Consider the following 25,939-nt stretch of genomic DNA (forward strand, 5'->3'; position numbering starts at 1 on the left):
AGTTATTAGGCGCGCAGATCAGGCGCGACGCGGACCGTCGAGCAGCGCAAGCACTTCGTCGCCTTCCTGCTTGGCCTTATCGACCTTAAGACGGTCAACTTCGCGCTTGAGGTGGGTGTTTTCACGGCTGTTCTTACGGGCTTCGCTGCGCTGTTTGCTTTCACGCATCCATTCCCAAACGAACCCGACCAAAAGGCCCATGATGATCCCGCCAAAGAACAACACAAAGACCGGCACGGTGAAGGATAGCGAAAACCCCACCAGCAGCGCCAGATCAGCAGGCAAAAGCTGAAGCGTCACGGGCGCGCGATTGGCCAGTGCCAATGCAATCAGGACAATCGCCAATAGCGCCCAAAAGGCGTAGCGGATGTAACGCATCACTCTCTCCTCAAGTCGTCTTTATTCGCCGTTCAACCGGTCACGCAACAGCTTGCCGGTTTTAAAGAAGGGCACATGTTTTTCCTCAACGGGAACGCTTTCGCCCGTGCGCGGGTTCCGCCCCTGACGGGCGTCGCGTTTCTTGACGGAGAATGCCCCAAAGCCACGCAGCTCGACACGATCGCCGCGCGCCATCGCTTCGATGACTTCTTCAAAGATCGTATTGACGATCCGCTCCACGTCTCGTTGGTACAAGTGCGGGTTCTCATCTGCGATCTTCTGGATCAGCTCTGAACGGATCATCCATTCCCCCCTTTTTGCGAGTTATCGACAGGGCCCATTATGGCGCCATGTCGTTGCGAACATTGGGGAACTATAGAACGGCTTTTGCCATCGCGAAATAGCCGCCTTCCTGTCCTAAGGGTCAATTTAGCATGAATGGGGCTGAGTTTTTGCAAGGATAGGCGGGCACCTGCCGGAAATCGCGGGAAATATCTTGCTGCACCGCAGCGAACACAAGACATAGGCCATCGTGATTCGCCCTGTCACCAGCTGCGATTCTGCCCGATATGCAAAAAGGCCCCTGCGTATGCGCAGAGGCCTTTCCGATCATTTGAAACCGCTCTGACGCGCAGCGCCTTAGTTGTCGGTTTTGAGTGCCGCACCAAGGATGTCGCCGAGCGACGCGCCGGAAGCGGAGGAGCCGTATTGTTCGACGGCCTCTTTTTCTTCTGCGATTTCACGGGCTTTGATCGACAGACCAAGGCGGCGTGTTTTCGCATCGACGTTGGTCACGCGCACATCCAGCGTGTCACCGACCTGGAAGCGCTCGGGGCGCTGGTCGGCACGGTCACGCGACAGGTCGGAGCGACGGATGAAGGATTTCGCGCCTTCATATTCGACTTCGACGCCGCCTTCTTCGATGGCAGTGACGGTCACGGTGATGATCGAGCCGCGTTTCACGCCCTCGGTTGCACCGGTGAAGCTGTCATCGAGGCCTTTGATCGAGAGGGAGATACGCTCTTTCTCGACGTCGGTCTCGGTGACGGAGGCTTTGACCATGTCGCCTTTGCGGTAGTTCTGGATCGCATCCTCGCCACGCTCGTCCCACGAAATGTCGGAGAGGTGAACCATGCCGTCGATGTCGCCGGGAAGACCGATGAACAGACCGAATTCGGTGATGTTCTTGACTTCGCCTTCGACCTGCGTGCCCTCGGGGTGGGTTTCTGCAAACACTTCCCACGGGTTGCGCTGGGTCTGCTTGAGGCCAAGCGAAACGCGGCGTTTCGCGCTGTCGATTTCCAGAACCATGACTTCCACTTCTTGCGAGGTGGACACGATTTTACCGGGGTGAACGTTTTTCTTGGTCCAGGACATCTCGGAGACGTGGACAAGACCTTCAACGCCGGGCTCGAGCTCAACAAAAGCACCGTAGTCGGTGATGTTGGTCACGCGGCCGGTGTGCACCGATTCCAGCGGGAATTTGGCTTCGACGGCATCCCACGGATCGTCCTGAAGCTGTTTCATGCCCAAGGAGATACGGTGGGTCTCTTTGTTGATCTTGATGACCTGAACCTTGATGGTCTCGCCGATCGACAGGATCTCGGAGGGGTGGTTCACACGGCGCCATGCCATGTCGGTGACGTGCAGCAGGCCGTCAACGCCGCCCAGATCGACGAATGCGCCGTATTCGGTGATGTTTTTGACCACACCATCAACAGCTTGACCTTCGGTGAGGTTGCCGATGACTTCTGCGCGCTGTTCGGCACGGGACTCTTCGAGGATCGCACGGCGCGAGACCACGATGTTGCCACGACGGCGATCCATTTTGAGGATCTGGAAGGGCTGCTTGAGACCCATGAGGGGGCCTGCGTCGCGCACGGGGCGCACGTCAACTTGGGAGCCGGGCAGGAAGGCCACGGCGCCGCCGAGATCAACGGTAAAGCCGCCTTTGACGCGACCGAAGATAGCGCCATCAACGCGCTCTTCGTCGGCATAGGCTTTTTCGAGACGATCCCATGCTTCTTCACGGCGGGCTTTGTCACGCGAGATGACAGCTTCGCCACGGGCGTTTTCAACGCGGTCGAGGAACACTTCAACCTCATCGCCAACAGCGATGGAGGGAGCTTCGCCCGGGTTGGTGAATTCTTTCAGATCAACGCGGCCTTCCATTTTGTAGCCAACGTCGATGATAGCCTGGCCAGCTTCGATAGCGATGACCTTGCCTTTGACAACCGAACCCTCTTCGGGCGTGTCGATTTCGAAGCTTTCAGCGAGGAGGGCTTCGAAGTCCTCCATAGATACGTTCTGAGCCATGTGGTCTCGGATTCCTTTTCAAACGTTTTTATCGGGCCTCACGGTTGTCTCCGCGGGTCTTTGGGTTGGTCAGGTCAATGCACAAAAGCGCCGCGAGCAAACAGAAAACAGGGCCGAGGGAAACTCCCCGCCCCGCGCCTGCGCGTCTTGCGACTCTTGTGGCCTCTTTGACAAGCGCGCGTATATGCAAAATCGGCCCCGAATGCAAGCGCGACAGGGTCGGCGCGGCACGCGGGGCCCAAGATGGATCGGCGCGGATCAGATTTCGGTGACGAACTGCGCACGGTCACGGCGCACTTTGGCCTGCGGCAGCAACCAGTCGCCCTCGGGGTCACGGGTACCCAGAGCAAGGATCACGACCGATTTCAGCCCCTTTTGGGTCAGGCCGAGAATCTCGTCGAACTTGGCGGGTTCGAACCCTTCCATCGGGGTGCTGTCCACGCCCAGCTCCGCCGCCGCCGCCAGCGCAAAGCCCAGACCGATATAGGCCTGACGCGCGGCGTGATTGTGGTTCACATCCTCGGTGCGCGGCAAATACATGCCCTTGAGGCGGTCGTAATAGCCGGTCAGCATATCCGAAACGCCGCCGCGCTTGGCACCGTGATCGGCCACGACATCGTCGATCAGCGCGTCGGAATAATTGTCCCAGGCTGCAAAGACCAGCACCATCGACCCGTCGGTCAACTGCGCTTGATCATAGGCGGCTTCGCGCAGTTTCGCACGCACCGCAGGGTCCTTGACGGCGATCAGGTGATAGGGCTGCAAGCCGCTCGATGTCGGGGCCATGCGCACGGCCTCGATGATCTGCTCCAGCTTGTCATCTGCAACCGGCTTTGCGGGGTCCATTTTCTTGGCGGCGTAGCGCCAGTTAAGTTTATCGAGCATGAAACTGTCCTTCGGGAGAAAAGGCGCGGTCTGCGCCTTGGTCCGCTAGACCTAGGAAGAACAGCGGCAGGCGCAAGAGGCACAGGGGCGCCAACAGCCGCGCAATTTCGCACAGCTTGGGTGCGCGCCCGCGCAATGCGCGTCAGCCGTTGATTTTGCCCGCAATCAACGCGATGGCCTGCGCGACCGCAGCCTCGATGGACATGTCCGACGTATCGATCAGATGCGCATCATCGGCCGGTTTGAGCGGCGCGGTGGCGCGGGCGCTATCGCGGGCATCACGCTCGCGCAGATCCGCGAGCACCTGGGTTTGGGTGATGTCCTCGCCCGCTGTTTGCAATTCGCGATACCGCCGTCCGGCGCGGATTTCATCGCTTGCGGTGACATAGAGTTTCACCTCGGCATCGGGGCAGATCACCGTCCCGATGTCGCGCCCGTCCAGCACAGCGCCCCCCAAACGGCGGGCAAAGGCGCGCTGGAAATCGACCAGCGCCTCGCGCACCTCGGGGATCGCCGCAACACGGCTGGCCGCCTGCCCCGCATCGCCCGACCGCAGATCGTCGCGGTCCAGATCACTGGCCTGCAAGCTGCGCGCAGCGTCGATGGCGCTCAAGCCCTCAAAGGTCTTGGCCCCCGTCGCGCGGTACAACAACCCCGTATCCAGATGGGCAAAGCCGAAATGCGCGGCAACGGCACGCGAAATCGTGCCCTTCCCGGCAGCAGCCGGCCCGTCGATGGCAACGCAAAAACTCATGGTCGTCTCCTCATTCGCGCGGCCCAAGCTGGGCCAGAGGCGCGCAAAGGTCAAGAATGCGCTCAGGAGTCCGCGCGGCTGATATGCGCCCCAAGGCGCGACATCAAGTCCTCGAAGACGGGGAAAGATGTCGCGATCGGCGAGCCGTCATCGACCGACACGGGTTTCTGGCTGACCATCCCGAGCACAAGAAAGGACATCGCGATGCGGTGGTCGATGTGGGTCGCGCAGGTCGCCCCTCCGGGCACATTGCCCGCACCCAGCCCGTGAACGATCAGCGTGTCCTCATCCTCTTCGATTTTCACGCCGCAGGCCTCGAGGCCGCGCGCCATCGCATCAATCCGGTCGGATTCCTTCACCCGCAGCTCCTTGACGCCCCGCATCACGGTGGTGCCGGTCGCACAGGCCGCAACGACCGAAAGGATGGGATATTCGTCGATCATCGAGGCCGCGCGCGCAGGCGGTACCTCAATGCCGCGCAGCGCCCCGTAGCGCACGCGCAGATCGGCCACAGGTTCGCCGCCCTCTTCGCGTTCGTTTTCAAAGGTGATATCGGCGCCCATTTCGACCAGCGTGGTGTAAAGCCCGTTGCGGGTGGTGTTCTGGCTGACACCGGGCACCAGAATGTCCGAGCCTTCGACCAGCAGGGCCGCGCAGACGGGGAAGGCTGCCGAACTGGGGTCGCGGGGCACAGCCACGGTCTGCGCGGTGAGTTCGGGACGGCCCGTCAGGGTGATCTTGTGACCCTCGGGCACCTCCTCGGTCACGACTTCGGCGCCAAAGCCCGCCAGCATCCGTTCGGTGTGGTCGCGGGTGGCTTCTTTTTCGATGACAACGGTTTTGCCCGGCGCGTTCAACCCTGCCAAAAGCACGGCGGATTTCACCTGCGCGGAGGGAACTGGAGTGGCGTATTCGGCAGGCACCGGATTTTCGGCCCCCACCAGAGTCAGCGGCAGACGCCCCTTGGAGCGGCCCACGCAGGTGGCGCCAAACAAGGCCAGCGGATCGCTTACGCGGCCCATCGGGCGCTTGCGCAGCGACGCATCCCCCGTGAATGTCGTCGCAAAGGGCGAGGTCGCCACAAGGCCCATAATCAGGCGCACGCCCGTCCCCGAATTGCCGCAGTCGATGACGTTTTCGGGTTCGTGAAAGCCCCCCACGCCCACGCCATGCACAGACCAGTCGCCCGCACCGTGCCGGATGCAATCGGCGCCCAGCGCCTGCATCGCCTTGGCCGTGTCGAGCACATCCTGCCCCTCAAGCAGACCGGTGATCTTGGTTTCCCCCACCGCCATCGCGCCAAAGATCAGCGCGCGGTGCGAAATGGATTTATCGCCCGGCACATTGGCGGTGCCCTTGAGGGGGCCGCATTTGCGCGACGTCATCGGAATCGGGGTGGCGTGGCCGGACATGGGGGATCTCCTCGCATTTGTTGCCAGCGTGATAGCGCAACCAAATGCGGGGGTCCATCCGCAACGCGCCTGACGGGGCCGGAGTGCGCTCAGGCCCGCTTCTCAGGTCCGCTTCTCAGGCCCGCTTGAAGGTCATGTAATGCGGTGTGCGGCCCTCGCGCAGCGCTTTTTGCTCATAGCGCGTCGACATCCAATCGCTCCAGGGCGTGTCCCAGTCTTTGGGGTGTTTGCCCTGAAACACGAAACCGGCTTTGGGCACTTCTTCCATCGTTTGACGCACATAATCGGGAATATCGGTGGCAACGCGAAATTCTGCCCCCGCTTTGAGCACCCCGTGCAGCGGCACCAGGTGATCCTGGGTCACGAAGCGGCGCCGGTGGTGGCGGCTTTTGGGCCAGGGATCAGGATAGTTGAGGAACGCCTTGTCGATCGAGCCTTTGGGCAGCACGTCAAAGAGGTTGCGCGCATCCCCCGCATAGACCGACACATTTTGCGTGCCGAGTTTGCGGATTTTGCCCAAAAGCATCGCAACGCCGTTGATGAACGGCTCGCAACCGATGATTTCCACCTCGGGATAGGTTTCGGCCATGTGTACAAGGTGCTCGCCGCCGCCAAAGCCGATTTCCACCCAAACGGGCTTGCCGTGAAACCGCTTTTCCATGTCGAGCGGGATGCGCTCGGGGTTCACGTCCCACCCGATATCCCCGGGGGAAAGCGCATCGAGGTCTTCCTCAAGGTAGTCTTTTTGCGCCTGATTGAGGGTCTTTCCCGCCAGACGACCGTAGAAATTGCGCCACGGCGCACCGGACTGATGCGCGCCGGCATGGGCTTTTTTCACTGGTTTATCGGTATCGTCAGACATGCAAAAAGCCCCGCTCGGTTTCAAGCGGGGCTTTTGCCCGTCTTTGCGGGGTCAGGTCAAGACCACTGTCTAGCCCCGTCCGCGATAGGGGGGCACGCCTTGCTCGGGAATCCAGATGCCCTGCGGCTCGGGGCCCGTGGCCCAGAACACGTCGATCGGGATGCCGCCCCGCGGATACCAATAGGCACCGATGCGCAGCCATTCAGGATCAAGCAGCTCGACGATCCGCTTTCCGATATGGACCGAGCAATCTTCGTGAAAGGCCCCGTGGTTGCGAAACGACCCCAAAAACAGCTTGAGCGACTTACTTTCCACCAGCCAGTCGCGCGGCACGTAGTCGATCATGATATGGGCAAAATCCGGCTGACCGGTCATTGGGCAGAGCGATGTGAATTCCGGCGCGGTAAAGCGCACAACGTAGCGCTCCCCCGCGTTGGAATGGGGCACGCGTTCAAGCACCGCCTCTTGGGGCGAGGCGGGCAGACCCGCGTTCGCGCCAAGCTGGGTCAGGCCGGATGTATCCGTCTTGACCATGTTACAGGGCTTTCTTCAGGGCCTCGACCAGATCGGTCGCTTCCCACGAAAACCCGCCATCCGCTTCGGGGGCGCGGCCAAAATGGCCATAGGCGGCCGTGCGCGAATAGATCGGCTTGTTCAAATCCAGATGGGTGCGGATGCCGCGCGGTGTGAGATCCATCACCTTGGGAATCGCCGCTTCGATCAGGGCAGGATCAAGTTCACCCGTGCCATGCAGATCGGCATAGATCGAAAGCGGTTTGGACACGCCAATCGCGTAGGACAGCTGGATGGTGCATTTTTCCGCCAGACCCGCTGCGACAACGTTTTTGGCCAGATAGCGCGCCGCATAGGCCGCCGAGCGGTCCACTTTGGTCGGATCTTTGCCCGAAAACGCACCGCCGCCGTGCGGGGCCGCACCGCCGTAGGTGTCCACGATGATCTTGCGCCCCGTCAGACCGGCATCGCCATCGGGACCACCGATCACGAATTTCCCCGTAGGGTTCACCCACCATTCGGTCTCGCCCGTGATCCAGCCCTCGGGCAGAACACCGCGGATATAGGGTTCGACGATGGCGCGGATGTCGTCGGAAGACTGATCCTCGTTGGCGTGCTGGTGCGACAGAACGATCGAAGTCACCCCCACGGGCTTTCCGTTTTCGTAGCGCACCGAAAGCTGGGTTTTCGCATCGGGGCGCAGGGTCGGTTCGGTCCCGTCCTTGCGCACCTCGGCCAGTTTCTTGAGGATGGCGTGGGAATAGTGGATCGGCGCGGGCATCAGCCCTTCGGTTTCATTGGTGGCAAAGCCGAACATGATCCCCTGATCGCCGGCCCCCTCGTCCTTGTCGGCAGCAGCATCCACGCCCTGAGCGATATGGGCAGACTGGGGATGCAGGTAGTTTGACACTTTGAGGGTGTTCCAGTGGAACTCCTCCTGCTCGTAGCCGATATCCTTGACGCAGTCGCGCACGATGCTGTCGACCCCGGCCAGATATTCATCCAGCTTGCCCTTGTCCGACAGACCCACCTCGCCGCCGATCACGACGCGGTTGGTGGTGGCAAAGGTTTCGCAGGCAACCCGCGCTTCGGGTTCAACGGCGATGAATGCGTCAAGGACGGCATCGGAAATGCGGTCACACACCTTGTCGGGATGCCCTTCGGAAACGGATTCCGACGTGAAGATGTAGTTCTGTCGTGCCATGGGGGTCGTGCTCCATTGTGTAAATCCGCCACGTCAGGAAGCCGTTGTGACGGTTGTGTTTGAGGGGGGTATAACCCGTTTGTCGGGTGTTCAAGAGGTTTTGCGCGGGGACCGCGTCGCAAAAGTCCAAAGCGCAGCGGCGATAAGCATGGCTGCTAGCACGCAAATCGTTAACATTTCGCCCCATCGCGCGTACGGCGTCATCGCCAGAGCACCTGGCAAAGCGGCTGTCACGCCCCCCGCCTCGCCCAGGGGAATCGCCGCGCGAATGTGCCCGCGCGCATCGATGATTGCCGAAACGCCGGTGTTGGCCGCGCGCACCAAAGGCAAGCCCTGCTCAATGGCGCGCACGCGGGCTTGGGCAAAACTTTGTTGCGGGCCGGCCAATTTGCCAAACCATGCATCATTCGTAAGCTGGACGATCCAGTCGGGGCGCTCGGTCCCGCGCAAATCGCGCGGAAAGATCGCCTCGTAGCAAATAAGCGGCAAAGCGCGGCCAAGCGGGCCAAGGTCGATCAGCGCGGGGCCGGCGCCGGCCGTATAGCCAAAGCCCTCCTGCGCTGTGAAAGCGCGCAGACCGATGCGCGCCAAAAGCTGCGGCATCGGCATATATTCTCCGAAGGGCACGAGGTGATGCTTGTCGTAGGTCGCGACGATCTCCCCCCCTGCCCCCATCAAAACGGCGGAATTGAACCCGTGGGTGTAGTCTTCGACCCGCTGGATCCCCGTCAGAACGGGAACGCCGGGCGCGGCAGCGCGCATCGCGGCCAATTCGCTTTCGGCCCAGTCGAGCGGCGTCATCACCGCCGTTTCGGGCCAGATCACGAGGCTGGCCCCCTGCGGATCGGAGGCCGCAAGGCCGCGGGCAAAATGCTGCGGACCCAACACCGGATCCCATTTTTCGGCCTGCGGGGCGTTGGGCTGGATCACCCGCACCGATTGGGGATGATCGGGGGGCACCGGCAAAGCACCACGCCACATGCCAACCGCAAACAGGCCCGCAAGCGCGATCGCCGCGATGCCGCCAACCGCCATCGCCCGACTGGCAATGGCGCGCACGACGAGCGCGGCAAGGATAAAACCAAGCACGGTCAAACCGTAGGGGCCGATAAAGGCGACCCATTGGATCACAGGCGTGCCGGTCCAGATATAGGCGGGCAAGGACCACGGGAAACCGGTGAATACATAGCCGCGCGCCAGTTCCGCCAGCCCCCAAAGCGCCGCCACACCGAAAACGCCAAACCGCAACCGTTTGCCAAGCCCGAAGGCCAGCGCCCAGAACAGCGCTAACCCGCCGTTCATGAAGACGAAAGCAAAGGGCGACATCCAGGCGAATTTTTCCGGCTCGACGAAAAACGGCTCCACGATCCAGAAGATGGAGCCGCCAAAGGCCCCCGCGCCCAAGCCCCAGCCGATCCAGGCGGCCGCTTTCACCGCATCGGCGCGCTGCCAGAGCCACAGCCCGGCCACCATGCCGCATAGGGCGAGGGGCCACAGGCCAAAAGGCACCTGCCCCAAAGCCATGCACAGCCCCGCAAGCACGGCGCAGAGCGGCGCCGCAACCGGAGCCGCAAGAAAAGCCAAGCGGCCCGATTTGGCGATCACATCAGGCTTCCTTGGCGAGCGCTTGGGACGCGGTCGATGTCGCTGCCGGGGGGATCACCGGCGGCGGGTTTGCAGAAACGACACTCGCCGTGGGCGCTGACGACAGGCTGCCCGCCTGCCCCGTCCCGTCGGGAAGGCGCACCCGGATGCGTTTGATCCGGCGCGGGTCGGCATCGACGATGGTAAACTCGGCGCCGCTGTCATGGGGGATCACCTCGCCACGCGCAGGCACCCGCCCCGCCAGCATAAAGGCAAGACCGCCCAATGTGTCGATTTCTTCCTCGTCCTCTTCATCGACCAGCTTCAGGCCAATCGCCGCTTCGAAATCCTGCAACGGCGTCTTGGCTTGTGCGATGTAGACACCCGGCTTTTCGGCGGACCAGAACACGCCTTCGTCGATGTCGTGCTCGTCCTCGATTTCACCGATGACCTGTTCGACCAGATCCTCCAGCGTCACCAAACCGTCCACCCCGCCGTATTCGTCAATCACCAGCGCCATATGCGTGCGCTCGGTTTGCATCTTCGTCAGCATCACACCGATGGGCATCGAGGGGGGCGCAAACAGCAAGGGCCGCAGGATCGCCTTGAGGTTAAAGCGCCCGCCGCCGCCGTTGAACCCGTGGGTCAGGGCGAAATCCTTGAGGTGGATGAGGCCAAGCGGCGTGTCCAGCGTGCCTTTATACACCGGCAGGCGCGTCATTCCGCTTTCGCGAAACACCTGCACCAAATCGTCTTTCTTGATGTCGGACGGAACGGCAACAATGTCGGCCTTGGGGATATAGACATCCTCGATCGACATCCGGCGCAGGTTCAAAATGCCAAACTTGCGCACCTCTGGCGCCGTCGCCGGCGAGGAGGCTGCACTGTGATCGGCGGCTTTTGAAAACAACCCCAAGCGCGACCAGAATCCCTGTTTTCCAGAGCTGCTGCGCACCGGCTTTGCGGCGTCGTTTACGGGAGTTTGATTACTCGGGGGGAGGCTTTGCGCGCGCGGCGCTGCCCTAGATCCGGCGTCTGTGTCGCCCATCGGTCCTTCCAGTTGCTTGCCCAATCGGGCTACTCAAATTCGGCCCGCCAAGGGCGGGGTGTCATCTATATGGGTCGGGCAGACCGAGAGAGGCAAGGATTTCCACCTCTGTGCCCTCCATTATCTGCGCGTCTGCGTCTGAAATGTGGTCATACCCCAACAAATGCAACATCCCGTGAATCAAAAGATGTGTCGCATGGGCCTCAAGCGTATTTCCGCCCATCTCTGCCTCGCGCGCGCAGGTGTCAAATGCGATGGCAATGTCGCCCAGCGCGATCACCCCGAAACGGTCGGGCCGGGGCACAGGCGGGCACGCCTTTGGCGTGGCGCGTTCCTCGGCGGGCCAGCTCAGCACATTCGTCGGTGTCGGCTTGTCGCGAAAATCGGTGTTGAGCAGGGCGATACGTGCATCATCGCAGGCCAAAAGTGAAACCTCGCAGTCCTCGGCAGCCATGCCCAAATGCGCCAAGGTCGCCAGAAATGCGCGCGCGGCGAGAGTTTCCACCCCCGCCGCGGCCCATCGGTCATCGTCAATCGAAAGATCAAGAAAGCTTTGCATCGTCCCTGTCATAGGCATCAACGATCGCGGCGACAAGCGGGTGGCGCACAACGTCTTTCGAGGTGAAATAGTTGAAGGAAATCTTGGGGATACCCGTCAACAAACGCTCGGCATCGCGCAGACCCGATTGCACGCCGCGCGGCAAGTCGACCTGGCTGCGGTCGCCCGTGATCACCATGCGCGACCCCTCCCCCAGTCGGGTCAGGAACATCTTCATCTGCATGGTGGTGGCGTTTTGCGCCTCATCCAGCACGACAAAAGCGCGACTTAGGGTGCGACCGCGCATAAAGGCGAGCGGCGCGATTTCGATCATCTTTTCCTCAAGCAGCTTTTGCACCTGCTTTGCGGGCAGAAAATCGTTGAGCGCATCATAGAGCGGCTGCATGTAGGGATCGACTTTATCCTTCATGTCGCCGGGCAGATAGCCAAGCTTTTCGCCCGCCTCCACCGCGGGGCGGCTCAGGATGATCTTGTCGACATGGCCGGTGATGAACAGCGACACACCCACGGCCACGGCAAGATAGGTCTTGCCCGTGCCCGCAGGCCCGATCCCGAAGGCCAGCTCGTTTTTGAACAGGTTCTGGACATAGGCCTTTTGCGCGGCTGTGCGCGGCTCGACCAGTTTCTTGCGGGTTTTGATCTCCACCGGACCGCCCTTGAACATGTCAAGCTGGCCGCCTTTGGGAGCTGTGGCGCTTGAGGTCGCTTGGGCGGCGATGGTTTCCTCGCCCAGACGGATCAAGCCGTCGATATCACCCGGCTCGGCGGTTTTGCCCTGTCCCAGACGCTCGTAGAGGTCTTGCAGAACGCTGGCCGCGCGACCCCGCGCAGAGCCTGTGCCCATGACCGAAAGCATATTGCCTCGTCGGACAATCTGAACATCGAGCTTGTGCTCGATCTGGGCGAGGTTGCGATCGAACTCTCCGCAGAGGTCGATCAATAACCGGTTGTCAGCAAATTCAAGCAACGTCTCATGGACGTCATCCTGGTTTGGCGGGGGGGTTATGGCGCTGATGCCCAAGTAGGTCTCCGTTGCTGAAAGACTATATGTTGATGGTGCCACCGGATTCGCCCCATGACAAGCGTTTCAACCGTGTTCCCTGAGACCCAAGAGCCAAAACAGCCGCGCAGTTCCCTGCACGGCTGTTTTTTTCGGCACAATGAAAACATTGTGATTTTGGGGTCGCGATCAGATCGGGTCAGGGAAAACCGAGCCGGACTTATACGGCCCAAGCGCCGTCGACGGAGCGCCCACGCCCGAACAGACCGGCTTGCCGTATTTGTCAACGCGTGCCGACAGGTAGCCTTCGACGCCGTCATCGATGATCCAGTGGTCACAGCCCTGGGGGTCGATCCAGATGCCCGCTTCAAGCTGGCTCAGGTGTTTGGAGTCAAACCCGCGGTCCACGGTTTTGTCCTTTTTGTGCGATTCATATCCGTAATCGCCCATGGCCACTTCGCAGGCCGACAAGGACCCGGCAACAGCAACGAGAGCGACGATTTTGAGAAGTTTCATAGTCACTCTCCCTTACTTGATGCAGATGATTTCGACGCGGCGGTTTTCTTGCATACCCGCAGCCGTTGCATTCGATGCTTTGGGCATCCGCTCGCCGTAGCCGCGCACATCCGAAATATTCGCGCCGATGCTCGCCCCGACTTTCGCCACGGCGTTCGCACGGTTGTAGGAGAGTTTCATGTTGTACTCATCCGACGCACGGCTGTCGGTGTGACCCACGATGATATAGGCGGTTGCCCCCGCCGAGCGAAAGAAATCCTCAAGGCGCGCACGGCCCGCTGCGGAAATCGCGTAACGGTCGGTGGCAAAAAGTTGATCCGTATTCATGACCATACAAGCTTGAATGGGGTGACAGGTCGGGATGCCCTGACGATCAACCTTGAGGTCCATGTAGCCCTCGACACCGTCATCCATCACCCAGTGCTCGCAGCCATCGGGATCGATCCAGATGGTGGGCGCATAGACTTCGCCGTTGACTTCGCCTGACACCATTTGCGCTTGTGCCGCCGTGGTGCTGATGGCGAAGGCCACCATCGCGGCCCCTGCCAGCATCTTGCGCCCGTGTTCGAAAATTTCCATTCGCACTGCTACCGTCCTTATCATTGTACGCGCTCAACCGGCGCTCTTTGCACACCAGAGACGCATTTCGCGTCAGGAGCCCGCATCACCCCTCTTTAATCATGGTAAAGATAGCAAACTTCGTGTGTTTGTGAAGAAAGATTTACCACATATTGTGTCACCCGGCGCAACAACCTCTCGCTCTGCGCGAGATTGTTGCATCTTGGTGTCGCTCGGGATCGCAACCCCAAACCTGCAGGATTCAATCGACCAATTCGCCCGCCAGCGAATTGCGCTCGGTTCCCGTGATTCTGACGGTGCGGATATCGCCGATTTCAACAGAGCCGGTCACGAAAACCGGATGCAGATATTCGGATTTGCCAATCATCTGCCCCTCAAGGCGTCCGGCTTTTTCAAACAGCACCTTCAGTTCGCGCCCCACCATCGCCTCCTGGGTGGCGACCTGTTGCTCGGTGATCAGCGCTTGCAAGCGGTGCAGCCGCGCATGGGCAACGCTGTCCTCGACCATTTTATCGCCCTTCTCTGCCGCAGGCGTTCCGGGACGGGGGGAATATTTGAACGAATAGGCGGTGCCAAAGCCCGCCGCGCGCACGATCTCCATCGTGTCCTCAAAGTCCTGATCGGTTTCGCCCGGGAAGCCGACGATAAAATCGCCCGAAAGATGCAGATCGGGGCGCACGGCGCGGATGCGCGCGATCAAGGCCAGATACTGCGCCGCCGTGTGCTTGCGGTTCATCGCCTTCAAAATCGGGTCCGATCCCGACTGCACCGGCAGATGCAGATAGGGCATCAACTTGTCGCAATCGCCATGCGCCGCGATCAGATCGTCGTCCATGTCATTGGGATGCGAGGTCGTGAAGCGAATGCGTTTGAGGTCGTCGATCTTGGCCAACGCGCGGATCAGCGCCGCCAGCCCCCAGACCTTGCCATCCTTCAACCCGTGGTAACCATTGACGTTTTGCCCCAAAAGCGTGATCTCACGCACCCCGCGCGACACCAGATCGCGGGCCTCGTCGAGAATGCGATCCACCGGGCGCGACACTTCGGCCCCGCGCGTGTAGGGCACGACGCAAAAGGCACAGAATTTGTCGCAGCCCTCCTGAACGGTCAAGAACGCCACCGGCGCGCGGCGCGCTTTGGGGCGGGCGGGCATGTGGTCGAATTTGTCCTCTTCGGGAAAATCGGTTTCCACCGACTTTTCGCCTGCAATCGCTTTGGCGGTCAGGGCGGGCAGACGGTGATAGCTTTGCGGCCCCACCACGATGTCAACCATCGGCTGGCGGCGGATGATCTCCTCGCCCTCGGCCTGCGCCACGCAGCCCGCCACACCGATTTTCAGGTCAGGGTTCTGCACTTTCAAATCCTTGTAGCGCCCCAGCTCGGAATAGATCTTTTCCGCCGCTTTTTCGCGAATGTGGCAGGTGTTGAGCAGGATCATATCCGCCGCTTCGGGACTATCGACGCTCTCATAGCCCGATCCGCCCATTGCCTCGGCCATGCGCTCGCTGTCATAGACGTTCATCTGGCACCCGTAGGTCTTGATGAACAGCTTTTTGACGGGTGCGTCTGCCGCCTCAAGCGGGGCATTCTCAAGCGTGGTGTTTTCGTCAGACATGAGCGAACCTGCGGATGGCGTAAAATAAGGGCCCTGCCTACACCGATTTGCGCGCACTCGCAACGCAGAGCGCACGCCCCTTCCCCGCAGCGCCTCTAAATCTTGCCGCTATTCCTGCCGCTCCTCTTGCTGCGCGCGCGCCACTTGGCCCACAGAGCCGCGCACAGGCTTGCAATCTGTCCTTTCGCATGGCTTTGTATGGGCGACTGACGGGACGGAACATGCGCTACACTTCACTTGCCGCTTTTCTTTCGGACGGGTCGGCGGCGCTGGCCAAAGGGCCCGTGGCGCTGATTTTTGCCGAAGACCTCTGCGAAATCGCATCGACCCTGCGCCACCACATCGGCCTCGGGTTTCGCGAAACCGTGCTGTTTGGCGGCGATGACATCGATCTCGACGAGGCCCTGGAAGCGCAGATCCACCGCGTTCCTCTGGACATGCGCCGCGCCGACGTGGTGGTGGACACCGTCAACGCCGTGATCGCCGCCGCCCCGGATCTGTGGTTCTACTACTGCTACAACGCCGAATTTCTGTTCTTTCCATTTTGCGAAACCCGCACGATTGGCGAATTGCTTGCGTTCCATACCGAGGAACGCCGCTCGGCGATGCTGACCTATGTCGTGGACCTCTATGCCGCCGACCTGTCGGCCTACCCCGATGCTGTCGCGCTGGATGAGGCCTATCTCGACAAATCGGGCTATTACGCTTTGGGCCGCAAGGGCCCCGACGGGCCGCGCGAGCGCCAGTTGGATTTCTTTGGCGGCTTGCGTTGGCGGTTTGAGGAACATGTGCCTGCCAACCGGCGCAAAATCGACCGGATCGCCATTTTCAAAGCTGCCAAAGGGCTGAAACTGCGCCCCGATCACACCTTCTCCGAAGAGGAATACAACACCTATTCCTGCCCGTGGCACCACAATCTGACCGCCTCGATCGCTTCTTTTCGCACGGCAAAAGCGCTTAAAACCAATGCCGGGTCCGCACCGGATATCAAAAGCTTCATGTGGCACAATTCCGAAGAATTCCAATGGCATAGCCAGCAGTTCCTCGATCTTGGCCTGATGGAAACGGGGCAGTGGTTTTAGGCCATCCGCGCCCCCGCCACCCCCAAGCATTTTCCCCCCTGCGGTTTACATTCGTCGATCAGTACCTATTTTGAGGCCCAATCGCCGAGTTCCCGTGCCCCATGGCGCGGCCTCAAAATTCACCCTCACGCACTAGGGAAATCAACATGAGCGAAGTGAAATCGGGCGATAAGGTCCGCATCCATTACACCGGCACCCTCGAAGACGGTTCTGTGTTCGACAGCTCCGACGGGCGCGACCCGTTGGAATTCACGGTCGGTTCCGGCCAGATCATTCCCGGCCTCGACAAACATATCCCCGGCATGACGCTGGGCGAGAAAAAGACCATCACGGCCGAAGCGACCGAAGCCTATGGCGAATCCAACCCCGAAGCGCGCCAGGACGTGCCGCGCGACGCAATTCCGGCCGAAATTCCGCTGGAACTGGGCACGCAGCTGCAAATGCAGACGCCCCAAGGGCAGGTGATCCCCGTAACCGTTGTCGATGTCAAAGACGACGCCGTGACCCTGGATGCAAACCACCCGCTGGCGGGCAAAGATCTTACCTTTGCCATCGAGCTGGTTGAAATCGTCTAAGCGATCTTGCAAGTTTTTCCAAAAGGCGCGGGGCAACTCGCGCCTTTTTGCTTGCCTGCCCCCGTGACGAGAGGCGAACTGACCGCATGACCACTGTGCCCCTGCCCCTGCCCGCGCTTGCCGCCGATTGTGCGGCCTGCACCGCCCTGTGCTGCCTGTCTCTGGCGCTGGATCGGGGCGATCAATTTGCCATCGACAAACCCGCTGGCCTGCCCTGCCCCAATCTTGAGGGCTTTGCCTGCGGCATTCACGACAAACTGGCCACGGCTGGATTTGCGGGCTGCATCCGCTATGACTGCGCCGGCGCGGGACAGCGGGTGAGTGCATTTTTCAACCGCGACTGGCGCCGCGACCCCAAAGTGACCCGCGACATCATGGAGGCCTTCCGGCTGATGCGCGATATCCACGACACACTTCAAATTCTCGACCATGCCGCCAAACTGGCGTTAAGCGACAGCGAGCGATCCGCGCTTGCGGCAGAGCTGGCAAATGTGAACCGCCCTTGGGAGATCATCGGCCTCGACCCGCTGGAGGTGGCGCAGGCTTGCGCTCAGGCGCGCAGCTTTGTCGTCACCCTGCGACACCATTTCCCGCGCTAGTCAACATCGCTTTTTGGGGAAAAAACGCGTGGCTATTGGGTCGGATTTTCAAGAAAAATCCTCGGGTAGTGGTCGGATTTTCAAGAAAAATCCTCGGTGACAATGCGTTTTTGCGGCAAGCCGATATCTTGCAAGATCAGGCTGATTTCGTCGACCATCGCATCCGGGCCGCAAATATAGACATGCGCCGCATCCGCGCCGACATGGGCCTCGAGATAGTCACGATCTATGCGCCCCACCTCGACGCCCGTCCCCGCATCCGCTTGATTGCTCACGAGAAAATGACACTCCAGCCCCGCCATCCCGACCAAGGCCTCGCGTTCGATAATGTCGGCCTGCGTCTTGTTGGAAAAGAGCAGCTTACAGCCGTCAAGCGTCCCGTCGCGCGCCAGACGGGCCCGCAAAATGGCAAGAAACGGCGTAATGCCCGCGCCACCGGCGATGAACACCCCCGCGCCCTCATCCTTGATCGCGCCCCAGGCATCTTCGATACGCACATGGTCGCCCGCTTGTAACTTGGCGATCTGCGCCGTCACGCCCTCATGGTCGGGGTAGCTTTTGATCACAAACTCAAGCGTGTCGCTCTCGGGCAGAGTCACAAAGGTAAACGGGCGTTTCTGATCGCGCCAGCCTTCGACTTCCACCGCCAAATCTGTCGCCTGTCCGGGCGTGAACGCATAGCCCTCGGGGCGCTCGAACACCAGATGATGGGTGTCATGCGTCACAGGCTCGATGGATTTCAGCGTCAAACGATGGGTCATTGCGGCCTCCGGTGGATGTCTTTCCACCTCAACGCAGCCGCGGCGCCACGCGTTCCCGCAAAACGCGTTTTAGCGGGTTTTGGGACGCAGGCGGATCACCACGTCAACGGAGGCAATTTCCATGCCCTCCGGCGCTTTGGGCAGACGGGTAATTTCGAAATCCTCCGACGGCGCATCCGTCAACCTGAGATCGCTTTCCCAAAAGAAATGCGGATGGTCGCTGACATTGGTGTCGAAATAGCTTTTCGACCCGTCAACCGTGACCTCCTGGATCAGCCCCGCCTCGCAAAAAGCGCGCAACGTGTTGTAAACCGTGGCCAGCGACACCTGATCACCGGTCGTGCGCGCGGCCTCGAACAGGCTTTCGGCCGTGACATGGCGGTGTTTGCCATCGCCCACCAAAAGCTGTGCCAGCGTCACACGCTGGCGCGTCGGGCGCACCCGCGCCTTGTAAAGCCACGCTTCGGCACGCTCGACATCCCCCGTACAAAGCGGAGCAAGATCATGGCTGGCTGTATCGTCAAAACGCGACATGGCAAAGAAATCCTTCGGGTGTAGGGGCTAATATAGGACGCCTGCCCCCGGTTATTCAAATGGAAATCCTGTAAAGCCGCCATCGTTGCACCGTTCGACGGGTGGTTCACGGGCGGTTCAGGGGTGCTTGCATGGCCAAGCGCGCGGATGATAGAGGGGAATGAACTTTGAAAGACCTGAAATAGCAGGCCCCGCGCAGGCACGTGAGGGCCAGATATGCTGACATGCCGAACGAAAAGGGGCAGGAGCAACCATGGCCGAGTATCCGACCAGCTTCGACAAAGACGATCTTTTGAAATGCGCGCGCGGCGAGCTGTTTGGCGAGGGCAACGCCCAGCTTCCCGCGCCGCCGATGCTGATGATGGACCGCATCACCGATGTGTCCGCTGATGGCGGCGCCCATGGCAAGGGGCACATCGTGGCCGAGTTCGACATCACGCCCGACTTGTGGTTTTTCGACTGCCACTTTCCAGGCAACCCGATCATGCCCGGCTGCCTGGGCCTTGATGGCCTGTGGCAACTCACCGGCTTCAACCTTGGCTGGCGCGGCTGGCAAGGGCGCGGCTATGCGCTGGGTGTGGGCGAAGTGAAACTCACCGGCATGGTGCGCCCCGACCGCAAGATGCTGACCTATAAAATCGACTTCACCAAAGCCATCCAGACCCGCCGCCTCACAATGGGCGTGGCCGACGGGATCGTCGAGGCAGACGGCGAAGTGATCTACATGGTCAAGGACATGAAAGTCGCGCTGAGCGAAAGCTGAGGCTTTTGCGGAAATGAGCGGCGAGATTGGCGGCGGGGCGAAGGCTTCGCCGTTTTTGGTGGGGAGGCATTCGGAAATGTCGGCTATGCGGACCTTCCTGCCGTTCGCTGCAGCTGCAGCACGCAGCGGGTCGAGCGTCGGTAATGCGCAGGGAGCGGGCTTCGCAAAACACAATTGCAACGCCCGCCGAAGTAGCGTGACCTGTTTCGAGGGGCCGCCCGCTGACATGCCACCGATCAACATCTCTACGGCGGAAGGCATCCTTGGCGTTCGACAGAACGGGCGCGAGCTTGAACACCACGCTTTTGAAATTGAGGAGGGTCGATTGACTGGCTTGACGCATCCAGATTTGTCGCGAAGTGTCGGCTCGTCATATTCCTTGAGGTTAGGGGAACGGATGGACAAGGAAACGTTCGCAAGGCGGCTGGCGCTGTCCATGGCGGGGACGTCGGACGGCATATTGAAGTATGCGGAGCATCCCGCTGGCCGTGGCGTCTCGGTCGAGCGCAAAGCGCGCGCCGGCTGGATGGCCGAGTTGGACGACGAGAGCCGCCAATGGCTGCATCAGCTGGTCGAAGAGGGCGTGCATGCCGGTGTCTTCGGCGTTCTCTGCATCCTTGATCACGTCAGATTTATTGAAGATATCGGAGAAAAGGGTAGCTTTAACCTCACCTACACGTCCCCGTTCGGCGCGCAGACGCAGATCAATCCCGAAGAGGGTGAGATGCTGCACGATCTGTTCAACGGTTTCAGCCGGGACGCGCAGAAATGAGCAAAAGCCGCAAACCGACGCCGGTTTCCCTTGCGCCGGATACGCTCGATCTTCTGGAGCGCGTGCTCGACGCGAGACTGCCCCCTGCCTACCGGGACTGGCTTGCCACTCGCAACGGGCAGATGCCCGAGAGCCGTGTTATTAGTTTTATGGAAAACGGGAAGCAGACGGACACCAGATTGCACTGCCTCTACGCCGTGAATTCAGAACACGATTACGATGACCTGTGGCACTACAATTCGAATTACGGCGGTGACTTCCGGCCTTGGTATCTGAGCATCGGCTCGGACCCCTTCGGAAACGCCATCCTTCTGGCCGTCAAGGGGCCGAACCACAGACAGGTCTTCTTCAGCGATCATGAAGTTCCCTTCGATGTTGGCCTGCATTTCATCGCCCCAAGTTTCGAGGCCTTCATGGACGGCATGACCGAAGGTTGACATGCGCAGGTCCACATATTTCTACGCGACCCCTGCCGATTTCCAGGAACTGATGGACCTGGTGAAGGCTGACGAGGATTTCGTCTACCTCGTTCACCCGGACATCCATTCGCCTGAAGTCCAAGACTACGACCACGCACACGATATTCCCGATGTCCTTCGCATGTTTCCGGGGCATTTCACGCATGACCTCTTCTTGGTGCCGCCCGGCACTACTGCCTGTGCAGCATCACATGGGCATGCGACCGGGACACGCTATTCGCTCCGACCGCGCGAACTGGCATCAGCCGTCGTACTCCAGCTCTGCGGCGAACATCCTGATGGGCCCCTGCTCCGTTCGCGGTTCTATCTCCATGGGACTGCACCTGAGACCCGTAAGCTCGAGGCTACGCTGTTCCGACACATGCGCCGCAGCTTCCGCGATGTGGGCGGTGCAAAAGTGGGTCCGGAGGCGTTTGGGCAGCTTCTGATCGGCCGGCGGCTGACATTCGACGTAAAGGCTCCGAGAGAGGCGGACCTGCGGGTCAGTGGGAGCGACGTTTCATAGAGCCGACGGCCCAACGACCATTATCGCGCATCGCTGAGATTGGCGTCGCATGCCATGTATGTGCCAATCCAGCCAGTCATTTTGAGGGTTTGGTTTGCTTCAGGCTATGGACGAACGAATGCATCCGCAGCAATGTTCCCGCGCGATCCTAGTGACTATGGGCTCGAACCGGCCATGCTGCGATGCGGCGTCAGACCACCGGCGTGCGGACGTTCCTGCCGTTCGCTGCGTCCGCAGCCTGCGTCGGGTCGAGCGTCGGCAATGCGCAGTGAGCGGACTGGGTTCGGTACTGCCATGAATAGCACCATGTACGCCTGGTGTTCCGCGCTTTTGAAACTTGAAGACGTCGGCAAGCAAGCGCAGCACCTGAAAAACCAATTTTAGGTCTTTCTTTGGGCCAAAAAACCTGAATTTTGGCTTGAGACTATCGCGAAGAAAATGAGGGAGCGTCGGATGCAGAATGCGCCGATCTGGTCAATGCAGATCATGTCAAACCCGGAGGTCAATGACATGCCTGTGTGTGCATTGGACCCTGTGACGAGGGACTGTTTTAACGGAGATGACATGCTGGGCATTACCGCGCAGTACTACCATGGAAAAGGTCTGAGGGACGAATGGCGCCCCGCCGGATTGGCGTATCACCGTAAAGACATTGGGCATGTCGACTGGTTGGAGAGCATGGCCAAGTCACGACGTGTCTTTACTGTAAGTTCGCTGATTTTCGTGGACAAGACTGTTTGTGACGCGCTGATGACGTTTGATCTGGGCGATGGCCGTCTGAGCCGTATGCCTATTTATCAATCCGATCGAAAGACCGAGGTCGATTGCGATTTCTACCTGCTGGAATTTTGCAACCCGAGACACACCGTGGATCGCGACCGGACTGATCGCTGTCGCCCGCTTTACAAGGCGAGACCGGAGGCGGGGTACAAGCTGCCTAGTAATTTACGTGGGCGGGATGTCGTCGTCCACAGATCCGCGCAGCAGGGGCCGGATCTATGGTTCGACCCGATGATCCGGCACTACCAATTCCTGAGCGATGGCGTGGCGCGGGTCTTGATCGCCCTCGGCCTCGAAGAGAAATTCAACCTCAATCAATGCAAGTTTCTGTACTGATCCGTACTGATTTCTGTCAGATCAGCCATCTATCGTATGGCATTTCCGGCTGACCGTGACGCGCGAAACCATCCGATGACAATTCTTCTCCTCTTCTGTCAAACACCACCATGCGTATCCAAAGAAACGGAATTTTGCCACTTTGCCTGAACAAGATCTTCCAGTTTCAGGTCAACGTAAAACCGTGATTCATCGCCGAATGCCAATCCTGCGAGTGGGTGGCTCGGTATATCAATCAGTCGCGCCGAACCCTGGAGGCCATCGGTGCCCTCGGCGTTCAACCCGATGAAGATAACGGTCTCGCGACACTGCGTTTCCCATAGTGGGCCGTAGAGATTTAGCAGAAGGTCCGGGATCGTTGCAGAATTCCTGCAATAAAGATGCCGCGCGTAATTCTCCATGAATAGCTTAAAATCCTCCCTTTCGAACAACGCGGCCTTATCGTAAAGTTCGTCGAGTGCCGTTTTCAGCGCCCGACCACGCTCCGGCGAAAAAGGAAACTTCGCGGCTTGCGCTTTCGCCTCTGCAGCGACCGCTTCGGCACCCTGCAAGGCGCGCTCGATTTGCGCCGCTTCGCCTTGCAGCAGAACCGTTTCCTGATCGAACTTCTTCTTCGCAGCGGTGTACCTGGTCCGAAACTCGGCATAGGTAGCCCTTTCGGTTTGTGGATTTTCCGACAGAGCGGCCAGTTCCGCCCGATAGCGCGCGCGAAGGTCGCCGAGGCGTTGCTTTCGGTTCTTCAGCTGCCGCGAAAGCTCGTCCGCCCGGTCTCCAACCCTGTTCCACCAAATGGCAAGCCGCGCGGTCAGGCTGTCCCAATCCACACCATAGGCGATATCCTCGTGTAGAATTGCCTCGTTCATCACATCAGACCGTTCACTGGTCCAAGTCGGCTCCCAGACATAATTGCCGGCCTCGTCATCCCAATGCGCTGGATCACAATCGACCATATCTTCAACGGCCCCCAGGCTGCCGCTTGGCGCACGTTCAAGGTACCAGCGCGGCGGGACTTGTCCGGCCTTCCCGAGCGCGGCCTTCAGGCCTTCAGGCTCCATGATCCAGTGCCAATTATGCACGACATCAGCAGGCTGCGGCCGCTCGGCGACGTTTCCGTACACATGCCGCACGGCAACAAGAACGCATGTTTCGGGATGCGCAAAGAACACGAGCCACCCCTTCCTTGGACCCGCACCTTGCCACAGCCCGTCGGGCATCCCGGACAGAGAGATCTGTGCGAGGAAGGAGGCCGATTGCCCTTCCAGAACAGGCCAGTCCATATTTTCCGGCAGCAGGGGCAACCCGCCAACCCAGCTGTCTGTTTCCCGTTGAGGCCAACAAGGGCGCAAGGCGACGCGTTCCTGCGAGCGTCCAAAATGATCGCCAAGCGCCTCTTTCTCTGCGGTGAGCAACCTTTCTCCTGCCTCGTGCCAACGGCGTCTGACCTCTGGATGGCGAAAATCGAGCGGGTCAATCGGGGGTGATGGCGCCACCGCCCGTCGTTCGATCATTTTCCCGAGCGTTGCCAGCATCATGCCGCAGATCGTGAGCGCAAGCGCCAGCGGCAGATTGGCGAATTCCTCCGGAAGGGTCTGACTGAGGGCGTTCCATCCAGGTTTGGCAAGGGATAGCCCAAGCCACGGAACACCGGCCACGATCATCCCGGTTCCCAGATAATGAAGTACGATTCCAAATCTTTGCATTGCTCTGAAAGCCTTTTTTACTCACCTTTCCCGGGAAAAGAGGCCTAAGAATGACGAATTTCGTTCGAATCTTCGTTTCCGCCCTGCGTACGCTGCGTCGATGGCGCCTTCGGACGCGATACCGCGCCTGTCACTGATCGGGCTGTCCCAGCTTTTTGGCAGGACGCTCAGCCGCAGAGAGCGAAAGCCCAGGGGGGAAGGATCGAATCGCTTATTGTCCGGACGCTTTGGCGGAACTGGAGCGGCTGCCACCGATGTAACAGTCTCGCTACGAAGATGAACTGCATGAAGCTACCCGGACAGAGTCGGAGGTTTCCGAGATTTCGTCCGGCAGACTGCCGGGGTTCAGATCTCTGCAGTGAACGCCTTCGGCAGCTCGGTCACCGTGGCCTCGGGACGTGTGTTCAGGGAAAGGGCAACTGCGGCCATCAGCCGATCAATGCAAAAGCGCCGCTTGTCTCACATCACCAAATGGTTAACGTCCTTGCCGACAAAGGATAGGACCACGAAGAGGCGGACTGAAGTGACGGGGATAAATGAGGAAAAGGCGCTCGGGGGGACATTGGCCGCGCGGGAGCATAAGCCAGACCCCAGAACGTTGGAGAAGATAGCCGACCTGCGCGCGCAAATGCGCGAGACTGTCCTGCCGTTGCGCCTCAGCGCCGAGAACTTGAACTCCGGCAAGATCAACTCGTTGTCCGATGTAACCGCGTCCGATCAGGCAACGACGTCGCGCGTCCTGGCCAACTTCAAGCAGGTGACGACGGGCGGCGACCTGCGCCTGCATCCGCTTGTCGACCGGCTGATGGGTGCCGAGACGCTCCGGAAGACAGGCGCAACGCCGGGCGGGACTGCCGGGGAGACGCTGCAGTGAGCGATGCGCCGATCTGGACGATGCTGCCAATGAGCAACCCTATGCTGAAGACTGTTCCACTTCGGTTGTTTCGCCCGGGCGCAAAAGGAAAGTGGGATATCACGGAAATTGCGAAGGCTAACGCCTCCTATATCACTGGAAAAGGTCTGAGTGATCAACTCAGGCCAAGTGGGCTCTGGTATGATAGGGGATCTGCGTGGCTCACTGAAGGTTCGACCGCTGCGCTCCTTGAAACGACCAAGGTGTTCTTGATTAATAGTATGATTTTTCTGTCCAGGGATGTTGCAGCAAGCCTTGCGCGGTTGGAGCTAGGTAATGGGCGTCTCACGCGCATGCCGATCTATCGCGCGGATCTTGAGAGTGAATTCGATGTAGATTTTTTTCTTTTCGAGTTCGCAAACCTCAAGGACACGGTAGATCGCGATCTGACAGAGCGATGCCGCCCCCTCTACCGGTCCCACCCAGAGAGAGGTTTTAACCTGTCTCAGGATCTATCGCGCTTGGATGTCTTTGTACATCGTGCGGCAGCGAGTGGGCCAGATTTCTGGTTCGATCCGATGATCAATCAACGTCAATTCCTGAGCGATCGCGCTGCGAAAGTTTTGATTGATCATGGTTTGGAGAGCGAATTCGCCCTTAAGGAATGCCGATTTACTGGCGATTGATCGCTGTAATGGATTTACTGCCGCGGTGATTGAAATGTCTGGAACGGGCTTGATCGTATGTGATGCGACCGGAGGCGCCACTGGCCGTAACCGGCGGCTTGTTGCATATCTCAGTGAAATGGCGTCACCGCAGGATGCCCGATGGTTGGATCCCTGGCATGCCAAAGCCTGCCAAAAGCCGCTAAGTGCAACGAATTGGGCTGGGAGCGGACGAATGCACCCGCAGCGAGACCCCCGCGCGACCCTGGTCACTCTGGGCTCAAACCTGCCCTTCGCTGCACATTCGCAA

General features: G+C 60.0%; 29 protein-coding genes and 1 riboswitch. Of the genes, 10 read left to right on the plus strand and 19 right to left on the minus strand.

Translation table 11 applies throughout. The features are described from left to right. Positions 1–18 precede the first annotated feature (18 nt). The 16 genes from AQS8620_RS13015 to miaB form a co-directional block, all read right to left on the minus strand. On the minus strand, positions 19–378 hold the full coding sequence (locus AQS8620_RS13015; RefSeq protein WP_085837347.1) for a lipopolysaccharide assembly protein LapA domain-containing protein: 360 nt from the start codon (positions 376–378) through the stop codon (positions 19–21). A gap of 21 nt (positions 379–399) precedes the next feature. Beyond that, a complete protein-coding gene (gene ihfB, locus AQS8620_RS13020; RefSeq protein ID WP_085837348.1) occupies positions 400–681 on the minus strand; it encodes an integration host factor subunit beta in 282 nt (93 codons plus the stop codon). 336 nt (positions 682–1,017) lie between these two features. Further along, positions 1,018–2,694, minus strand: a complete 1,677-nt coding sequence (rpsA, locus tag AQS8620_RS13025; RefSeq protein ID WP_085837349.1) for a 30S ribosomal protein S1 — start codon at positions 2,692–2,694, stop codon at positions 1,018–1,020. A gap of 258 nt (positions 2,695–2,952) precedes the next feature. Beyond that, the gene (locus AQS8620_RS13030) at positions 2,953–3,579 is read right to left on the minus strand and encodes a nitroreductase family protein (RefSeq protein WP_085837350.1); all 627 of its coding nucleotides are present in this window, start codon (positions 3,577–3,579) and stop codon (positions 2,953–2,955) included. 142 nt (positions 3,580–3,721) lie between these two features. Next, positions 3,722–4,333, minus strand: coding sequence for a (d)CMP kinase (locus AQS8620_RS13035; protein ID WP_085837604.1), 612 nt, complete (start codon positions 4,331–4,333; stop codon positions 3,722–3,724). 62 nt (positions 4,334–4,395) lie between these two features. Continuing rightward, a complete protein-coding gene (gene aroA / locus AQS8620_RS13040) occupies positions 4,396–5,745 on the minus strand; it encodes a 3-phosphoshikimate 1-carboxyvinyltransferase (protein ID WP_085837351.1) in 1,350 nt (449 codons plus the stop codon). Between the two features lie 115 nt (positions 5,746–5,860). Further along, positions 5,861–6,607: a tRNA (guanosine(46)-N7)-methyltransferase TrmB gene (gene trmB, locus AQS8620_RS13045; protein ID WP_085837352.1), complete on the minus strand. Its 747-nt coding sequence runs from the start codon at positions 6,605–6,607 to the stop codon at positions 5,861–5,863. Positions 6,608–6,676: 69 nt separating this feature from the next. Next, positions 6,677–7,141 (minus strand): preQ(1) synthase, encoded by a 465-nt coding sequence (gene queF, locus AQS8620_RS13050; protein WP_085837353.1) that lies wholly within the window; start codon positions 7,139–7,141, stop codon positions 6,677–6,679. Position 7,142: 1 nt separating this feature from the next. Then, a complete protein-coding gene (gene metK / locus AQS8620_RS13055; protein WP_085837354.1) occupies positions 7,143–8,324 on the minus strand; it encodes a methionine adenosyltransferase in 1,182 nt (393 codons plus the stop codon). Between the two features lie 8 nt (positions 8,325–8,332). Next, a riboswitch (SAM-SAH riboswitch) is annotated at positions 8,333–8,380 on the minus strand. Between the two features lie 34 nt (positions 8,381–8,414). Further along, positions 8,415–9,929 carry an apolipoprotein N-acyltransferase gene (gene lnt, locus AQS8620_RS13060; RefSeq protein WP_234990489.1) on the minus strand — a complete coding sequence of 505 codons (1,515 nt, stop codon included), beginning with the start codon at positions 9,927–9,929 and terminating at the stop codon, positions 8,415–8,417. A 1-nt stretch (position 9,930) separates the two neighbouring features. Continuing rightward, entirely contained in the window at positions 9,931–10,956 is a 1,026-nt protein-coding gene (locus AQS8620_RS13065) for a transporter associated domain-containing protein (RefSeq protein WP_085837355.1), read from the minus strand. Positions 10,957–11,017: 61 nt separating this feature from the next. Continuing rightward, positions 11,018–11,515 carry an rRNA maturation RNase YbeY gene (gene ybeY, locus AQS8620_RS13070; protein ID WP_085837356.1) on the minus strand — a complete coding sequence of 166 codons (498 nt, stop codon included), beginning with the start codon at positions 11,513–11,515 and terminating at the stop codon, positions 11,018–11,020. After that, entirely contained in the window at positions 11,499–12,536 is a 1,038-nt protein-coding gene (locus tag AQS8620_RS13075; protein WP_085837357.1) for a PhoH family protein, read from the minus strand. The genes ybeY and AQS8620_RS13075 overlap by 17 nt, the downstream gene beginning before the upstream one ends. Before the next feature lie 168 nt (positions 12,537–12,704). Continuing rightward, positions 12,705–13,031: a hypothetical protein gene (locus AQS8620_RS13080; protein WP_085837359.1), complete on the minus strand. Its 327-nt coding sequence runs from the start codon at positions 13,029–13,031 to the stop codon at positions 12,705–12,707. 12 nt (positions 13,032–13,043) lie between these two features. Further along, on the minus strand, positions 13,044–13,610 hold the full coding sequence (locus AQS8620_RS13085) for an OmpA family protein (protein ID WP_085837361.1): 567 nt from the start codon (positions 13,608–13,610) through the stop codon (positions 13,044–13,046). A gap of 241 nt (positions 13,611–13,851) precedes the next feature. Further along, positions 13,852–15,225, minus strand: a complete 1,374-nt coding sequence (gene miaB, locus AQS8620_RS13090) for a tRNA (N6-isopentenyl adenosine(37)-C2)-methylthiotransferase MiaB (protein ID WP_085837363.1) — start codon at positions 15,223–15,225, stop codon at positions 13,852–13,854. Between the two features lie 221 nt (positions 15,226–15,446). Between miaB and AQS8620_RS13095 the strand changes: the two genes are divergently transcribed. The 3 genes from AQS8620_RS13095 to AQS8620_RS13105 all read left to right on the plus strand — a co-directional run bounded on the left by AQS8620_RS13095 (position 15,447) and on the right by AQS8620_RS13105 (position 17,481). Then, positions 15,447–16,307: a glycosyltransferase family protein gene (locus AQS8620_RS13095; protein ID WP_085837365.1), complete on the plus strand. Its 861-nt coding sequence runs from the start codon at positions 15,447–15,449 to the stop codon at positions 16,305–16,307. 146 nt (positions 16,308–16,453) lie between these two features. Beyond that, positions 16,454–16,882: an FKBP-type peptidyl-prolyl cis-trans isomerase gene (locus tag AQS8620_RS13100; protein ID WP_085837366.1), complete on the plus strand. Its 429-nt coding sequence runs from the start codon at positions 16,454–16,456 to the stop codon at positions 16,880–16,882. Positions 16,883–16,968: 86 nt separating this feature from the next. After that, complete coding sequence (locus AQS8620_RS13105; protein ID WP_085837369.1) at positions 16,969–17,481, plus strand: hypothetical protein; 513 nt, start codon at positions 16,969–16,971, stop codon at positions 17,479–17,481. A gap of 80 nt (positions 17,482–17,561) precedes the next feature. Here the strand turns inward: AQS8620_RS13105 and AQS8620_RS13110 are convergent, their stop codons facing one another. Next, positions 17,562–18,242 (minus strand): FAD-binding oxidoreductase, encoded by a 681-nt coding sequence (locus AQS8620_RS13110; RefSeq protein WP_085837370.1) that lies wholly within the window; start codon positions 18,240–18,242, stop codon positions 17,562–17,564. 69 nt (positions 18,243–18,311) lie between these two features. Next, positions 18,312–18,776, minus strand: coding sequence for an iron response transcriptional regulator IrrA (gene irrA, locus AQS8620_RS13115; RefSeq protein ID WP_085837372.1), 465 nt, complete (start codon positions 18,774–18,776; stop codon positions 18,312–18,314). A gap of 253 nt (positions 18,777–19,029) precedes the next feature. Between irrA and fabA the strand changes: the two genes are divergently transcribed. The 5 genes from fabA (at position 19,030) to AQS8620_RS13140 (ending at position 22,411) form a co-directional block, all read left to right on the plus strand. Then, a complete protein-coding gene (gene fabA / locus AQS8620_RS13120; RefSeq protein ID WP_085837374.1) occupies positions 19,030–19,539 on the plus strand; it encodes a bifunctional 3-hydroxydecanoyl-ACP dehydratase/trans-2-decenoyl-ACP isomerase in 510 nt (169 codons plus the stop codon). A 13-nt stretch (positions 19,540–19,552) separates the two neighbouring features. Then, entirely contained in the window at positions 19,553–20,311 is a 759-nt protein-coding gene (locus AQS8620_RS13125; protein WP_085837375.1) for a hypothetical protein, read from the plus strand. Then, the gene (locus AQS8620_RS13130; protein ID WP_085837377.1) at positions 20,308–20,748 is read left to right on the plus strand and encodes an SMI1/KNR4 family protein; all 441 of its coding nucleotides are present in this window, start codon (positions 20,308–20,310) and stop codon (positions 20,746–20,748) included. Before AQS8620_RS13125 ends, AQS8620_RS13130 begins: the two co-directional genes overlap by 4 nt. Before the next feature lies 1 nt (position 20,749). Next, on the plus strand, positions 20,750–21,295 hold the full coding sequence (locus AQS8620_RS13135) for a hypothetical protein (RefSeq protein ID WP_085837378.1): 546 nt from the start codon (positions 20,750–20,752) through the stop codon (positions 21,293–21,295). Between the two features lie 564 nt (positions 21,296–21,859). Continuing rightward, positions 21,860–22,411, plus strand: coding sequence for a hypothetical protein (locus AQS8620_RS13140; protein WP_143267525.1), 552 nt, complete (start codon positions 21,860–21,862; stop codon positions 22,409–22,411). A 98-nt stretch (positions 22,412–22,509) separates the two neighbouring features. On the opposite strand, the gene AQS8620_RS13145 is transcribed toward AQS8620_RS13140, so the two are convergent. After that, the gene (locus tag AQS8620_RS13145; RefSeq protein WP_085837381.1) at positions 22,510–24,111 is read right to left on the minus strand and encodes a DUF1963 domain-containing protein; all 1,602 of its coding nucleotides are present in this window, start codon (positions 24,109–24,111) and stop codon (positions 22,510–22,512) included. 358 nt (positions 24,112–24,469) lie between these two features. Here AQS8620_RS13145 and AQS8620_RS13150 point away from each other — a divergent pair, with 358 nt between their 5' ends. Both AQS8620_RS13150 and AQS8620_RS13155 read left to right on the plus strand, forming a co-directional pair. Next, positions 24,470–24,985: a hypothetical protein gene (locus AQS8620_RS13150; RefSeq protein ID WP_085837382.1), complete on the plus strand. Its 516-nt coding sequence runs from the start codon at positions 24,470–24,472 to the stop codon at positions 24,983–24,985. Next, complete coding sequence (locus tag AQS8620_RS13155; RefSeq protein ID WP_085837384.1) at positions 24,982–25,650, plus strand: hypothetical protein; 669 nt, start codon at positions 24,982–24,984, stop codon at positions 25,648–25,650. The genes AQS8620_RS13150 and AQS8620_RS13155 overlap by 4 nt, the downstream gene beginning before the upstream one ends. The last annotated feature ends 289 nt before the right edge of the window (positions 25,651–25,939 follow it).

Origin of the sequence: Aquimixticola soesokkakensis (genome assembly GCF_900172375.1) — a bacterium.
In the GTDB taxonomy this organism is placed as follows: Bacteria; Pseudomonadota; Alphaproteobacteria; order Rhodobacterales; family Rhodobacteraceae; genus Aquimixticola; species Aquimixticola soesokkakensis.

Excerpts from the sequence above, each read along its gene's own strand:
- AQS8620_RS13085 (WP_085837361.1), bottom strand. The coding sequence starts at position 13,610 with ATGGAAATTTTCGAACACGGGCGCAAGATGCTGGCAGGGGCCGCGATG.
- ybeY (WP_085837356.1), bottom strand. The coding sequence starts at position 11,515 with ATGCAAAGCTTTCTTGATCTTTCGATTGACGATGACCGATGGGCCGCG.
- miaB (WP_085837363.1), bottom strand. The coding sequence starts at position 15,225 with ATGTCTGACGAAAACACCACGCTTGAGAATGCCCCGCTTGAGGCGGCA.
- AQS8620_RS13110 (WP_085837370.1), bottom strand. The coding sequence starts at position 18,242 with ATGACCCATCGTTTGACGCTGAAATCCATCGAGCCTGTGACGCATGAC.
- queF (WP_085837353.1), bottom strand. The coding sequence starts at position 7,141 with ATGGTCAAGACGGATACATCCGGCCTGACCCAGCTTGGCGCGAACGCG.
- AQS8620_RS13015 (WP_085837347.1), bottom strand. The coding sequence starts at position 378 with ATGCGTTACATCCGCTACGCCTTTTGGGCGCTATTGGCGATTGTCCTG.
- AQS8620_RS13095 (WP_085837365.1), top strand. The coding sequence starts at position 15,447 with ATGCGCTACACTTCACTTGCCGCTTTTCTTTCGGACGGGTCGGCGGCG.
- AQS8620_RS13125 (WP_085837375.1), top strand. The coding sequence starts at position 19,553 with ATGAGCGGCGAGATTGGCGGCGGGGCGAAGGCTTCGCCGTTTTTGGTG.
- AQS8620_RS13030 (WP_085837350.1), bottom strand. The coding sequence starts at position 3,579 with ATGCTCGATAAACTTAACTGGCGCTACGCCGCCAAGAAAATGGACCCC.
- AQS8620_RS13130 (WP_085837377.1), top strand. The coding sequence starts at position 20,308 with ATGAGCAAAAGCCGCAAACCGACGCCGGTTTCCCTTGCGCCGGATACG.
- AQS8620_RS13065 (WP_085837355.1), bottom strand. The coding sequence starts at position 10,956 with ATGGGCGACACAGACGCCGGATCTAGGGCAGCGCCGCGCGCGCAAAGC.
- trmB (WP_085837352.1), bottom strand. The coding sequence starts at position 6,607 with ATGTCTGACGATACCGATAAACCAGTGAAAAAAGCCCATGCCGGCGCG.
- AQS8620_RS13100 (WP_085837366.1), top strand. The coding sequence starts at position 16,454 with ATGAGCGAAGTGAAATCGGGCGATAAGGTCCGCATCCATTACACCGGC.
- metK (WP_085837354.1), bottom strand. The coding sequence starts at position 8,324 with ATGGCACGACAGAACTACATCTTCACGTCGGAATCCGTTTCCGAAGGG.
- irrA (WP_085837372.1), bottom strand. The coding sequence starts at position 18,776 with ATGTCGCGTTTTGACGATACAGCCAGCCATGATCTTGCTCCGCTTTGT.
- AQS8620_RS13135 (WP_085837378.1), top strand. The coding sequence starts at position 20,750 with ATGCGCAGGTCCACATATTTCTACGCGACCCCTGCCGATTTCCAGGAA.
- AQS8620_RS13080 (WP_085837359.1), bottom strand. The coding sequence starts at position 13,031 with ATGAAACTTCTCAAAATCGTCGCTCTCGTTGCTGTTGCCGGGTCCTTG.
- AQS8620_RS13140 (WP_143267525.1), top strand. The coding sequence starts at position 21,860 with ATGCTGGGCATTACCGCGCAGTACTACCATGGAAAAGGTCTGAGGGAC.
- aroA (WP_085837351.1), bottom strand. The coding sequence starts at position 5,745 with ATGTCCGGCCACGCCACCCCGATTCCGATGACGTCGCGCAAATGCGGC.
- AQS8620_RS13105 (WP_085837369.1), top strand. The coding sequence starts at position 16,969 with ATGACCACTGTGCCCCTGCCCCTGCCCGCGCTTGCCGCCGATTGTGCG.
- AQS8620_RS13145 (WP_085837381.1), bottom strand. The coding sequence starts at position 24,111 with ATGCAAAGATTTGGAATCGTACTTCATTATCTGGGAACCGGGATGATC.
- ihfB (WP_085837348.1), bottom strand. The coding sequence starts at position 681 with ATGATCCGTTCAGAGCTGATCCAGAAGATCGCAGATGAGAACCCGCAC.
- rpsA (WP_085837349.1), bottom strand. The coding sequence starts at position 2,694 with ATGGCTCAGAACGTATCTATGGAGGACTTCGAAGCCCTCCTCGCTGAA.
- AQS8620_RS13035 (WP_085837604.1), bottom strand. The coding sequence starts at position 4,333 with ATGAGTTTTTGCGTTGCCATCGACGGGCCGGCTGCTGCCGGGAAGGGC.
- fabA (WP_085837374.1), top strand. The coding sequence starts at position 19,030 with ATGGCCGAGTATCCGACCAGCTTCGACAAAGACGATCTTTTGAAATGC.